The sequence below is a fragment of the Oerskovia rustica genome (assembly GCF_014836555.1).
Classification (GTDB): domain Bacteria; phylum Actinomycetota; class Actinomycetes; order Actinomycetales; family Cellulomonadaceae; genus Oerskovia; species Oerskovia rustica.
This window is the reverse complement of record NZ_JACSQQ010000001.1, coordinates 1-13,670: the sequence shown is the minus strand read 5'-3', so window position 1 is coordinate 13,670 and position 13,670 is coordinate 1. Positions and strand designations below refer to the sequence as shown.

Below are 13,670 nucleotides of genomic sequence, written 5' to 3'. Positions count from 1 at the left end.
CCTCGCACGAGGTGACCGGCCGCCGTCGTCGATGCCGCCGCAGGGCGCTCGGCGTCAGACCGGCTCCAGGTACAGCGCACCGAGCGGCGGGACACGCAGCGACACGGAGTGCGCCCGCCCCTTCCACGGGCGCGACTCGGCGTGGACCTCGCCCAGGTTCCCGACCCCGGAGCCGCCGTAGACCTCGGCGTCGGTGTTGAGGACCTCGCGCCACGCGCCGCCCTGGGGCAGCGCGAGCCGGTAGTCCTCGTGCGGGGTGCCCGCGAAGTTCACGACGACCGCGACCTGGTTCCCTGCGGCGTCGCGCCGTAGGTACGCGACGACGTTGTGGTCCGCGTCCTCGGCGTCGAGCCACTCGAAGCCCGCGGGGTCGTGGTCGAGCGCCCACAGCGCGGGCGTGCGCCGGTAGAGCTCGTTGAGGTCCCGCACCTGGCGCTGCACGCCCGCCCTGCCCGGGTCGCCGAGGCCGGCCCAGTCGAGGCTCGCGGCCTCGTTCCACTCGGTGTGCTGGGCGATCTCGCACCCCATGAACAGCAGCTGCTTGCCGGGGTGCGACCACTGGTAGGCCAGGAAGGACCTGACCCCCGCGCGCTTCTGCCAGTCGTCGCCCGGCATCTTGCCGTACAGGGACCCCTTGCCGTGCACGACCTCGTCGTGGCTGATGGGCAGGACGAACTGCTCGGAGTACGCGTAGACCATCGAGAACGTGATCTCGTGGTGGTGGTAGCGCCGGTTGATGGGCTCCTCGGCGACGTAGCGCAGCGAGTCGTTCATCCAGCCCATGTTCCACTTGAGCCCGAACCCGAGGCCGCCCGCGTCCGTGGGGCGCGTGACGCCGGGCCAGGCCGTGGACTCCTCGGCGATCATCATGACGCCCGGCGTGCGCCGGTAGGCGGTCGCGTTGGTCTCCTGGAGGAAGGCGATGGCCTCGAGGTTCTCGCGCCCGCCGTGGACGTTGGGGTGCCACTGGCCGGGGCCTCGTGAGTAGTCGAGGTAGAGCATCGAGGCCACGGCGTCGACGCGCAGGGCGTCGACGTGGAACTCCTCGAACCAGTACGTCGCGTTGGCGACGAGGAAGTTGCGCACCTCGTTGCGGCCGAAGTCGAACACGTAGGTGCCCCAGTCGGGCTGCTCGCCGCGCAGGGGGTCAGGGTGCTCGTAGAGCGGCGTCCCGTCGAAGCGGGCGAGCGCCCACTCGTCCTTGGGGAAGTGGGCCGGTACCCAGTCGAGGATCACGCCGATCCCGGCGCGGTGCAGGGTGTCGACGAGGTACCGGAAGTCGTCGGGGTGCCCGAAGCGCGCGGTGGGGGCGTAGTAGCTCGTGACCTGGTAGCCCCACGAGCCGCCGTAGGGGTGCTCGGCCACGGGCATGAGCTCGACGTGCGTGAAGCCGGTCTCCAGGACGTAGGCCGTGAGCTGGTCGGCGAGCTCGCGGTAGCTCAGGCCCTGCCGCCACGAGCCCAGGTGCACCTCGTAGACGCTCACGGGGCCCGCGTGCGGGTCGCGGGCGGCGCGCTCGGCGAGCCAGGCGTCGTCGGTCCACTCGTGACCGGACGCGACGACGACGCTGGCGTTGGCGGGCGGCACCTGCGTGCCCTTGGCGAGGGGGTCGGCCTTCTGGAGCCAGGCGCCCGCGGCCGTGAGGATCTCGTACTTGTAGAGCGTCCCGGGCCCGATGCCGGGCACGAACAGCTCCCACACCCCCGTGTCGCCGAGCGACCGCATGGCGTGGGTGCTGCCCTGCCAGTGGTTGAAGTCGCCGATGACCCGTACCGCGCGGGCGTTGGGTGCCCAGACCGCGAACGCCGTGCCGCTCGTGGTCCCGGCCGCACCGGGCTCGCCGAGGACGCTCGGGTAGACCTTCGGGTTGGCACCCAGCACGGCCCACAGCTCTTCGTGGCGCCCCTCGCGGATCAGGTGCTGGTCCATCTCCCCGAGGCTCGGCAGGAACCGGTAGGGGTCGTCCTGGAGGGTCGTGGTCTCGCCGTAGCGCGAGCGGACGCGGTAGTCGGGCGCGTGCAGCACGGGTGGGGTCGAGGTGCCGGGCTCGGGCTCGTCGACGGCCGCGGGCACGACCGCGACCCAGATCCCGTCCTGCTCGTGCGTCGCGGCGAACTCGCCGTCGAGGGTCACGATCGCGACCTCGTCCGCGAGAGGACGCAGGACGCGCACCGTGGCGGCGCCCCCGGTCCGGCCGCCGGGCAGGGGCACCGCGGTCAGGTGCGGGCCGAGCACCGCGTGCGGACTGGCGGCCCTGCCCTGGGCGACGGCCGCGAGCCCGACCGGATCGGCCGGCACCACGGGGAGCGGTGGGAGGGAGCTGCTCGGAGGTGTCGATGACCCGGTCATGGCCCAACCTTTCCACGTCGCCGGGGTGCGTGCGTACTCCCCGCGCCGCGCGGGCGTACGCTCACCCGGCGCTCATCGGCTCACGCCCGGCGTCGACGGTCCCGCGACGAGCTGGTTCGCGGTGCGCAGCACCCGGCGCGCGCCCAGTGCGAGCGGGTCGAGCGGCGCGGGTGAGGTCACGGTGAACGTCGCGGACTCGCCGGGCAGGAGCGTGACGAGCTGGTCGTCGACGGTTGCGTCGGGGTGCACCTTGTCGGCCAGCAGGGCGACGTCGCGCACGAGCGTCCGGGCCGTCACGGCGACCTCGTACCGGCGACCTCCTGCGGGCCCACGGTCCGCGGCGGTCTCGCGGATCGAGCCCGGCAGGGGCGACGGTGCCGGGGCGTCCGAGGCGACCTCCCGTACCTCCACGTCCAGCCCGCCCTCGGCCAGCGCGCTGTCGCGCGGCTCCGCGAGGAACCACAGCCCGCGCTCGTCGCCGAGGGTCGCGACGACCACCTCGTCGCGGGCGCTCGCGGCCGTCGCGACCGCGCCCGGCAGCGGGAGCGTGCGCGTCTCGCGCGGCGCCAGCCCGACGGCGGTGCTCGCCTCCGCGAGGACCGTCCCGTCGTAGCGCACGCGCCGCTGGACGAGCGTCCCGCTCCACGGGTCGGGCGAGTCGTTGACGACGACCACCGCGAGCGCCGAGGGGCCGCCGGGGACGGGCGCGCCGCCGTCGGGCCGGCGGGGCTGGACCGTGACCAGGCGGTCGCGGTACGCGTGGGCGAGCGCGAACAGGGTCGGCTTGGCGCGGCCCGCGCCGTCGACCGCGGCCCACGACGTGACGGGCCAGCAGTCGTTGAGCTGCCACACGATCGCGCCCGCGCAGCGCGGGCTCCACGAGCGCATGTGCTCGATCCCGACCGTCATGGCGTTCGCCTGGTTGAGGGACATGGCCCAGTGCCAGTCGTCCATGTCGTCGGGCAGCGGGAAGTGGGGGAGGAGGCCGTCGGTCAGCTTGTCGTTGCCCTGCGCAGCCTTCTGGTGCACGAGCATCCCGGGGGACTCGGGCGTCAGCGGGTCGTCGGACAGGGCGTCGCGCAGGGTCGACCACGTGGGCGGGCCCTGCCAGCCGAACTCGGCGACGAAGCGCGCGACGTGGTCGCGATACACCTCGTAGCCCTTGCGGTTCCAGGCGTCCCAGACGTGCACCGAGCCGTGCGCGTCCAGGTTGGGGTGCAGGTCGACCGTGCCCGACCACGGGCTGCCCGGCGTGTACGGGCGCCCCGGGTCGAGCTCGGCGAGCAGCGCGGGCAGCAGCTCGGTGTAGTAGCCCAGGCCCCAGGTGCGGCCCTGGAGGCGTGGCTGCCAGTCCCAGTCGTGGAAGCCCCACAGGTTCTCGTTGTTGCCGTTCCACAGCACGAGGCTCGGGTGCGGGGACAGGCGCACGACGTTGTCGCGCACCTCGGCCTCGACCTCGCTGCGCAGCGGTTCCTCCTCGGCGTACGTCGAGCACGCGAAGAGGAAGTCCTGCCACGTGAGGATGCCGCGCTCGTCGCACAGGTCGTAGAAGTCGTCGGCCTCGAAGATCCCGCCGCCCCAGACCCGCAGCAGGTTGACGTTCGCCTGCTCGGCCTGGGCGATGCGCGCGGCGTACCGCTCGCGCGTCACGCGGTGGGGGAACGCGTCGTCGGGTATCCAGTTGGCGCCGCGCACGAACACGGGCTGGTCGTTGACGACGATCACGAACGACGTGCCGGGCTCGCCGTCGTGCTCGTCGGGGAGCATGTCGAGGCGCACGGTGCGAAATCCCACGCGCTGGCGCCGTACGTCGAGCGGCCCGACGGCGGCGCGCGGCTGGTGCTTCTCGGTCGCCTCGGCCGACCGCACGGTGGCCCCGGGGTCGGCGAGGAGCTCGACCGCGACCTCGTAGAGCGGCTGCTCGCCGAACCCGCGGGGCCACCACCGCCGCACGGCCGGGAGGTCGACGTCGACGAGCGTGGAGTCCTGCCCGGCCGGGACCCGGGCGGTCGTGACGAGCCCGTCGACGTGGACCGCGACGTCCAGCGGGCCGTCGACGCCGGGGGAGCGCTCGACGTCGACGTGGACCGCGAGGCGGCCGGGGACGGGGGCGTCGGGCGAGGCCGGGGCCCCGGCCGGGTGCGGCGCGTCGGCGGCCGGCCCGGCGACCGACGCCACGGGGCGCACGGCCGCGAGCCTCGCGCCCGACCACGCCTCGAGCGCGAGGGGGCGCCAGATGCCCGACGTCGCGGTCTCCAGGCCCCAGTCCCAGCCGAAGCTGCACGCCATCTTGCGGATCGCGTTGAACGGGTGGGGGTTGGTGTGGGGGCGGTAGCCCATGGCCACGTTCTGGGCGGCGGCGTACGCGAGCGGCGAGGAGAAGCGGACGACGAGCTCGTTGGCGCCGGGGCGCAGGTGCTCGTCGACGGGCAGGCGGTAGGTGCGGTGCTGGTTCGCGGTCTCGGCGAGCAGGTGGCCGTTGAGGGTCACGGCCGCGACGGTGTCGAGGCCGTCGGCGACGAGGTCGTGGCGCTCGTGCCCGTCGGGAGCCCACTCGAACGTGGTGCGGTACTCCCAGTCGCAGCGGCCGATCCACGCGAGGACGTGCTCGTTGTCGTCGAGGTAGGGGTCGGGGACGATCCCGGCCGCGAGGAGGTCGGTGTGGACCGTGCCCGGCACGGTCGCGGGTACGGGCGCGTGCACCTGGTCGGCGAGGTGCGCCGGGACGGGGCCGGCGACGGCGCGCGCGGTCCAGCCCGCGTGCAGCTCGCGGCGGGTCAGGGCCCGCGCGGCGTCGGCGGTGCCCGGGGCCTGGGCGGGCGGGGATGTCAGCGCTGTCATCGTCGAGTGCGCGAGGTCTGCAGAGGCCGGGGCCGAGGTCACGGGGAAGCTCCAGAGAGGTGAGGGGTCGTCGTCGAACCGCGGCACCATCATGCCTGGTGACGGCGGGTTTCCTGCGCAGCTGGCGGTCCGGCACGTCGGGCGACGGCCGGCCGCGCGGCTACCGCCCGCCCAGCAGCCGGTCCACCGCGGTGAGCGGGATCGGCTCCCACGCGGGCCGGTTGCGTGACTCGTACACGACCTCGTACAGCGCCTTGTCCAGGACCAGGGCGCGCAGCAGCGCCTCGGTCGTGGAGACCGAGAGACCCGCGGTCCCGTCGTCCTCGCCGATCTCGCGCCGGTACGCCTCGACGAACGCGGTGCGCGCCGTCGTCGTCCACCGGGGCGAGCGCGCGCCGCCGACGGCCGCCGCGTAGTCGAGCGAGCGCACGATCCCCGCGACGTCGCGCAGCGGCAGGTCCGGGCGGGTGCGCTCGGCCACGGGCCGCAGCGGCTCGCCCTCGAAGTCGAGGATCTTCCAGCCGTCACCGAGCGCGTGCAGGGCCTGCCCCAGGTGCATGTCGCCGTGGATCGCCTGGAGCACGGGAGGCGGTGCCTCCTCGCGGGCGAGGCGCTCGGCCACGCCGTCGAGGAACACCTCGACCTGCGCGGCGCGTCGCCCGAGAGGGGCGGACGAGGCGCACGCCTCGCGGGCCCGACGGCGCAGGTCGCCCAGCAGCCAGCCCGCCTCGAGCGGTGGACCCGTGGGCAGCGCCTCGCGCAGGGCGCGGTGCATGCTCGCGAGCGTCCGGCCGAGGTCGGCCGCGAGGTCCGCGAACGACGAGTCCTGGGACGCGTAGGCGCACGCGAGCTCGAACCCGTCGCGCGCGTCCGTGACGAGCTCGCTCAGGACCGCGAGGTGCGCGGTCCTCGCCGGCCCCAGGTCAGGGGCTTCCGCCGGCACGTCGAGCGGCTCCCACGTCGCCTCGACCCAGCCGAGCGGGCGCGGCACGCCCGTCCAGCCGACGCGGGCCAACGCGTCGGGGACCACGACGTCCGGGTTCGGGCCGATCGCGATCGTCCGCAGGATCTTGAGGATCGACCCGCCCGCGACCCCGGGGAGGATCACCGAGGAGTTCGACTGCTCGCCGCCGACCATGCGGGCTCCCGTCAGGTCGACCGGGCGGTGCCCGGGGGCGTCGTGCCGGTCGGGGTCGCTCGGGCTCGCGTCGTCCGCCCGCTCGAGCGCGCCCAGGAGGGCCACCCACAGGTCGGGGTGCGTGGCGCCGTCGTGCACCGCGAGCGGGGCTGCGGAACCCTCGGAGCCGCTCGCCCTGCTCCCACCCCGCGGCCCGGCCGGCTGCCGCGCCGGCTCCGGCACGAAGCCGACCAGGCCCGGCAGAGGCGCGCCGGCCGTGCCCGCAGCACCTGACCCGCGGGCGTCGGCAGGCCGCGGGTCCGGGGCGAGCCCGCCCGCGGGCGTCAGGACCAACGGGACCTGGATCACCAGGTCCACCCCGTCGCCCACGATGCGCAGCAGGTGCAGCGTGCAGCGCTCGGTGAGCGCGAAGCTCATCCACGGCACGTGCCGCACCGCGAGGCCCTTGACGGGGTACCAGCGCTGTGCGGGCAGCCACGCGTCGAGGAGCCCGAGCAGGGGGTCGTCGGGGACCGGCACGCGCTGCGCCGACCCGAGCGGTCCGGGGCGCGACACGACGGGAGAGGACGAGACGGTCTTCGGCACCACGTCAGCTCCTTCTGCCGGGCAGGTCAGGGCGTCCTACGACACCGTGAGCCAGTAGAAGTCCCTCGAACCCCATGTCATCACGACGTCGCCGTCCTCGCCCACCGAGGGGAACGCGGCCCCGCCGAACACGTCGGTCAGGGTCGCGCCCGCGTGCTCCGGCAGGTGGATCGTGGCCGTGCGCGCGGTCGCCGAGAGGTTCGCGACGCACAGGATCGTCTCGGCCGCGTTGCGGCGCAGGAATGCGAGGACCGACTCGTTGTCCGTGCTCAGGGTGACCTGCTCGCCGTCGCCGAACGCCGGGTGCAGCCTGCGCACCGCGAGCATGCCGTGGACCCAGTGCAGCAGCGACGTCGGCTGCGCGAGCTGGTTCTCCACGTTGACGTACCCGTAGTTGTGCACGAGCGACTGGATGGGCGGCAGGTACAGCTTGCCCGGGTCCGCGGTCGAGAAGCCCGCGTTGCGGTCCGGGGTCCACTGCATGGGCGTGCGGACCGCGTCCCGGTCCGGCAGCCAGATGTTGTCGCCCATACCGATCTCGTCGCCGTAGTACAGGCACGGGCTGCCCGGCAGCGACAGCAGCAGGGCGTGCGCGAGCTCGACCTCCTTGCGCGAGTTGTCGAGCAGCGGCGCCAGGCGGCGCCTGATCCCGACGTTCGCGCGCATGCGGGGGTCCTGCGCGTACCACCCGTACATCGACGCGCGTTCCTCGGTCGAGACCATCTCGAGCGTCAGCTCGTCGTGGTTGCGCAGGAACGTGCTCCACTGCGCGCCCGCCGGGATGGGCGGGGTGTCGCGCAGGATGTCGACGATCTGGTTGGCCCGCTGGTCGCGGATCGCGTAGAAGATGCGCGGCATGACGGGGAAGTGGAAGCACATGTGGCACTCCGGCTCCTCCTCGGTGCCGAAGTAGTCCACGACCTCCGCGGGCCACTGGTTCGCCTCCGCGAGGATGATGCGTCCCGGGAACTCGGCGTCGACCATCTGGCGCACGCGCCGCAGGAACCGGTGCGTCTGGGGCAGGTTCTCGCAGTTCGTGCCCTCGGCCTCGAACAGGTACGGGACCGCGTCCAGACGGAACCCGTCCACGCCCACCTGGAGCCAGAACCGCGTCACGTCGAGCATCGCGTCCGCGACGCGCGGGTTCTCGAAGTTGAGGTCCGGCTGGTGCGAGAAGAACCGGTGCCAGAAGAACTGGCGCCGGACCGGGTCGAACGTCCAGTTGCTCGTCTCGGTGTCCACGAAGATGATGCGCGCGTCCTCGTACCGGGTGTTGTCGTCGCTCCACACGTAGAAGTCGCCGTACGGCCCCTCAGGGTCGGCGCGCGACGCCTGGAACCACGGGTGCTGGTCGCTCGTGTGGTTCATGACCAGGTCGATCACGATCCGGATGCCGCGCGCGTGCGCCTCGGCGATGAGCTCCGTGAAGTCCGCCATCGAGCCGTACTGGCCCGCGATGGCCGTGTAGTCCGCGACGTCGTACCCGCCGTCCCGCAACGGCGACGGGTAGAACGGGGGAAGCCAGAGGGCGTCGATCCCGAGCCACTGGAGGTAGTCCAGGCGCTCGATCAGCCCGCGCAGGTCTCCCGAACCGTCGCCCGAGGAGTCCGAGAACGCGCGGACCAGGACCTCGTAGAACACGGCCGTCTTGTACCAGGCGGGGTCCGCCGAGAGGCCCGAGCGCTGCGCCGAGGGAGCCGCGGGCTGGCGCCGCGGGGGCAGCGCGCCGACGGGCAGGGGCGCGGTCGTCGGCGCGACCGGGGCGGGCCCCGCCGCGGGGCCCGCGACGCGCGCGGCCGGGCCCGCGGCGCGTGCCGAGAACGGCGAGCTGCTCATGGTGTCCTCACGTGGATGACGTGCGCCACCTGCTCCTGCGGGACCAGCCTCACGTAGACGTCCTCGCCCCAGCCGTACGACGCCCCCGACAGCAGGTCGTGCGCGACGAACTGCTGCTCGGGCGCCAGGCCCAGGGCGGCGAGGTCGAGGTGGACCATGGACTCCTGCGTCCCCCACGGGTCGAGGTTCACGACCACGACCACGGTGTCGGCCGGCACGACCGTCCCGTCGGGCGACACCCTCTCGGGCAGGTGCCGCGAGAACGCGAGGACCTGGTCGTTGCTCGTGGGGTGGACCGTGAGGTTGCGCAGCTGGCGCAGCGCCGGGTGCTCGCGTCGCACCTCGTTGAGGCGGGTCAGGAGGGCCGAGATGCCGATCTCCTCGGCCAGCGCCCAGTCGCGCGGCCGGTACTCGTACTTCTCGTTGTCGATCTGCTCCTCGACGCCGGGGCGCGGCACGTTCTCGACGAGCTCGTAGCCCGAGTAGACACCCCACGTGGGGGAGCCGAGTGCCGCGAGCACCGCGCGCACCGCGAACCCCGCGACGCCGCCGTGCTGCAGGTAGGGCGGCAGGATGTCGTGCGTCGTGGGCCAGAAGCTCGGGCGCATGTAGGACCCCGCAGGCCCCGAGACCTCGGTCAGGTACTCGGCGAGCTCGGTCTTCTCGTTGCGCCACGTGAAGTACGTGTAGGACTGGTGGAACCCGATCCGCGCGAGCGTGTGCATCATCGCGGGCTTGGTGAACGCCTCCGACAGGAAGATCACCTCGGGGTTCGTCGCGCGGACCTCGGCCAGCAGCCACTCCCAGAACGGGAGCGGCTTGGTGTGCGGGTTGTCGACGCGGAACGCCGTGACGCCCCGCGCGATCCACACCCGCACGACGCGCAGCACCTCGGCGTAGATGCCCGCCGGGTCGTTGTCGAAGTTGAGGGGGTAGATGTCCTGGTACTTCTTGGGCGGGTTCTCGGCGTACGCGATCGAGCCGTCGACGCGCGTCGTGAACCACTCGGGGTGCTCGGTGACCCACGGGTGGTCGGGCGAGCACTGGAGCGCGAGGTCGAGCGCGACCTCCATGCCCAGGCGCCGGGCCTCCTTCACGAACGCCTTGAACGTGCGCTCGCTGCCGAGCTCGGGGTGGATCGCGTCGTGCCCGCCGTCCTTCGAGCCGATCGCGTAGGGCGACCCCGGGTCGCCCGGCAGCGCGGTCAGCGAGTTGTTGCGGCCCTTGCGGTGCGTGGTCCCGATGGGGTGCACGGGCGTCAGGTAGACCATGTCGAAGCCCATCGCGGCGATCGCGGGCAGGCGCCTGGCCGCGGTCGTGAACGTCCCGGACCGCCACGTCCCGTCCTTGAGGCGTCGCGCGCCCTCGGAGCGGGGGAACATCTCGTACCAGGCACCGGCGAGCGCGAGCGGCCGGTCCACCCGCAGGGGATACGTGCCCGACGGCGTCACGTGGTCCCGCAGGGGCGTGCGACCCAGGGCGTCGCGCACCTCGGGAGACAGGGCTGCCGCGAGCCGGGCCGGGGAGGGGCGCGACGGGTCCGCGAGGGCCGCGGCGCCGTCGTGCAGGGTCTTCGCGTCCTGCGGGCTCAGGCCCTCCAGGGCCGTGATGCGCTCGAAGAGCGCGACGCCCTCGGCGAGCATGAGCTCGACGTCGATGCCCGCCGCGACCTTGATCGCCGCGTCGTGCGCCCACGTGCCGTACGGGTCGGACCACGCCTCGACGCGGAACGACCACGCGCCCGTGGCGTCGGGCGAGAGCGTCGCGCGGAACCGGTCGAGGCCGGGGGCCACGTCGACCATGCGCGCCCACGAGTGGTCCGAGCCGTCCGGGGCGACGAGCACCGCGGTCGCCGCGACCGCGTCGTGGCCCTCGCGGAAGACCGTGGCCTCGACCGGGACGACCTCACCCACCACGGCCTTCGCGGGCCACCGGCCACCCTCGACCACGGGGGACACCTCGACGACCGGGATGCGCCCGATCGGGGCCGGCGGGGCGATCGGAGGAGCGAGCGGAGGGACCGTCGCAGCGACGGAGGACACGATCGAGGGAGCGGCCGGCAGGGGCGCCGGCGCCGAGGTCACGGGGGTCGCGGAGTTCTCAGGCACGAGCACAAGGTATCGAGCGCGGGCGAGGTGCGGCACCCGCTGGGCGGGTGTGGCGCGCAACCCGCGCCGCACGCCCGCCCGGCCGACGGGTGAAACGGGCCGACGCCGACGAGAGCACGCGGTAGGCAAAGGGTGTACAGCGGCCCACAGTTGCGTACTGTCGGACCCGTGAGAGCGATCAGACGTTTCACCGTCCGCACCGTCCTGCCCGCCGAGCTGCACGACCTCGACGAGCTGTCCCTCAACCTGCGCTGGTCCTGGCACACGCCCTCGCGTGAGCTCTTCAGCACGATCGACCCGCAGCTCTGGGAGTCCGTGAAGCGCGACCCGGTGGCGCTCCTCGGCGCCCTCGGGCCGGACCGCCTCGCGGCGCTCGCAGCCGACCAGGAGTTCGTCGGCCGCGTCCGCGCGGCGGCAGCGGACCTCCACCGCTACCTCCAGGACCCGATGTGGTACCAGGAGCAGGCCGCGGGCGGCGAGGAGCTCCCGCAGGCGATCGCCTACTTCTCCCCGGAGTACGGCATCACCTCGGTCCTGCCCCAGTACTCGGGGGGCCTCGGCATCCTCGCGGGCGACCACCTCAAGAGCGCCTCCGACCTGGGCGTGCCGATCGTCGGCGTCGGCCTGCTCTACGGCGCCGGCTACTTCCGCCAGTCCCTCACGCGCGACGGCTGGCAGGTCGAGACCTACCCGCTGCTCGACCCCGACGGCCTGCCGCTGACGATCCTGCGCGAGGACGACGGCACGCCCGCGCGCGTCTCGATCGACCTGCCCGGCGGGCGCGTGCTGCACGCGCACGTGTGGGTCGCGGCCGTCGGGCGCGTGCCCCTGCTGCTGCTCGACTCCAACGTCCCGGGCAACGACGAGGCCGCACGCAAGGTCACCGACCGCCTCTACGGCGGCGGCGGCGAGCACCGCCTCCAGCAGGAGCTCCTGCTGGGCGTCGGCGGCGTGCGTGCGCTGCGCCTGTGGTCACGACTGACCGACGCGCCCGAGCCCGAGGTCTACCACACCAACGAGGGCCACGCCGGGTTCCTCGGCGTCGAACGCATCCGCGAGCTCGTGACCGGTGCGGGGCTCACGTTCGACGCGGCGCTCGAGGCCGTGCGGGCCGCGACCGTGTTCACGACGCACACGCCGGTCCCCGCAGGCATCGACCGGTTCGGCCGGGACCTGATCGCGCAGTACTTCGGTGGCGACAACCAGATCCCCGGCATCGAGGTCGACCAGGTGCTCGCGCTCGGCGCCGAGGACTACGAGGGCGGTGACCCCACGGTCTTCAACATGGCCGTCATGGGACTGCGCCTGGGCGGACGCGCCAACGGCGTGTCCCTCCTGCACGGCGAGGTCTCGCGCGGAATGTTCAACGGCCTCTGGCCGGGCTTCGACGCGCGCGAGGTCCCCATCACGTCCGTGACGAACGGCGTCCACACGCCCACCTGGGTCGACCCGCGGCTCGCCGCGCTCGAGGCCGAGCGGCTCGGGCTCGACGAGCTCACGGCCGACACGGCGTCGTCGGGGTGGCTCGACCCCGCCGGGGTGAGCGACGAGGAGCTGTGGGGCATGCGCCGCGAGCTGCGCGGCCAGCTCGTCGACGAGGCCCGCAACCGGCTGCGCCGGTCCTGGCGCGAGCGCGGGGCCAGCCCGGCCGAGCTCGGGTGGGTCGACGAGGCGCTCTCGCCCGACGTCCTGACCATCGGGTTCGCGCGCCGCGTGCCGACGTACAAGCGCCTGACGCTCATGCTGCGCGACCCCGAGCGGCTGCGGTCGCTGCTGCTCGACCCCGAGCGGCCCGTCCAGCTCATCGTCGCCGGCAAGTCCCACCCCGCCGACGACCAGGGCAAGCGGCTCATCCAGCAGCTCGTCCGGTTCACCGACGAGCACGACGTGCGCGGGCGCATCGTGTTCCTGCCGAACTACGACATCGGCATGGCGCAGTCGCTCTACCCGGGCTGCGACGTGTGGCTCAACAACCCGCTGCGCCCGCTCGAGGCCAGCGGCACGTCGGGCATGAAGTCCGCGCTCAACGGCGGCCTCAACTTGTCGATCCTCGACGGGTGGTGGGACGAGTGGTACGACGGCGAGAACGGCTGGGCCATCCCCACGGCCGACGGCGTCGAGGACAACGACCGCCGCGACGACCTCGAGGCCGCCGCGCTGTACGACCTCATCGAGACCCAGGTGGCGGCACGGTTCTACGACCGTGACGAGCGGGGCGTGCCGGTCCGCTGGCTCCAGATGGTGCGGCACACGCTCGCGACCCTCGGCCCCAAGGTCCAGGCCACGCGCATGGTCGCGGACTACGTGCACCGCCTGTACGGGCCTGCCGCCGTCGCAGGGCGCACGCTCAACGGGCCGGGGTTCGAGCCGGCGCGCGAGCTCGCGGCGTGGAAGCAGCACGTGCGCGGCGACTGGTCGCACGTGCGCGTGGACCACGTCGAGTCGAGCGGGATCCGCGAGGTGCCGCAAGTCGGCGACCTGCTGTCCGTCAAGGCCTACGTCTCCCTGGGGGACCTGCAGCCCGGCGACGTCGAGGTGCAGGTCGTCCACGGCCGCGTGACAGAGGCCGACGTCATCGAGTCGTTCACGGCGGAGCCTCTTGAGCTCGCCGACACGTACGAGGCCGGACGGGCGGCGTTCGCCGGTTCCGTGCGTCTCGAGGCGTCGGGGCCGTTCGGGTACACCGTGCGCATCGTGCCCAAGCACGAGGGCCTGGCGAGCGTCGCGGAGCTCGGGCTGGTCGCGAACGCCTGACCCGCTGTGGTGCCGAGGTAGACCCGTGTGCGCGAGGTAGACCTCCCGGAGGTCTACCT

At 73.4% G+C, this 13,670-nt stretch carries 6 protein-coding genes; 1 reads left to right on the top strand and 5 read right to left on the bottom strand.

Features of this window, described 5'->3' with window-relative positions; translation table 11 throughout:
- Positions 1-54 precede the first annotated feature (54 nt).
- The 5 genes from glgB to H9652_RS00010 form a co-directional block, all read right to left on the bottom strand.
- Positions 55-2,349 (bottom strand): 1,4-alpha-glucan branching protein GlgB, encoded by a 2,295-nt coding sequence (glgB, locus tag H9652_RS00030; protein ID WP_191794094.1) that lies wholly within the window; start codon positions 2,347-2,349, stop codon positions 55-57.
- Between the two features lie 72 nt (positions 2,350-2,421).
- Positions 2,422-5,232 (bottom strand): glycoside hydrolase family 2 protein, encoded by a 2,811-nt coding sequence (locus H9652_RS00025; RefSeq protein WP_318243908.1) that lies wholly within the window; start codon positions 5,230-5,232, stop codon positions 2,422-2,424.
- 118 nt (positions 5,233-5,350) lie between these two features.
- Positions 5,351-6,916, bottom strand: coding sequence for a phosphotransferase (locus H9652_RS00020; protein ID WP_318243907.1), 1,566 nt, complete (start codon positions 6,914-6,916; stop codon positions 5,351-5,353).
- A 33-nt stretch (positions 6,917-6,949) separates the two neighbouring features.
- Positions 6,950-8,749 (bottom strand): maltose alpha-D-glucosyltransferase, encoded by a 1,800-nt coding sequence (gene treS / locus H9652_RS00015; protein WP_191794092.1) that lies wholly within the window; start codon positions 8,747-8,749, stop codon positions 6,950-6,952.
- Positions 8,746-10,791, bottom strand: a complete 2,046-nt coding sequence (locus tag H9652_RS00010; protein ID WP_318243927.1) for an alpha-1,4-glucan--maltose-1-phosphate maltosyltransferase — start codon at positions 10,789-10,791, stop codon at positions 8,746-8,748. The genes treS and H9652_RS00010 overlap by 4 nt, the downstream gene beginning before the upstream one ends.
- A gap of 234 nt (positions 10,792-11,025) precedes the next feature.
- On the opposite strand from H9652_RS00010, the gene glgP reads away from it, so the two are divergent.
- Complete coding sequence (gene glgP / locus H9652_RS00005; RefSeq protein WP_191794091.1) at positions 11,026-13,611, top strand: alpha-glucan family phosphorylase; 2,586 nt, start codon at positions 11,026-11,028, stop codon at positions 13,609-13,611.
- The last annotated feature ends 59 nt before the right edge of the window (positions 13,612-13,670 follow it).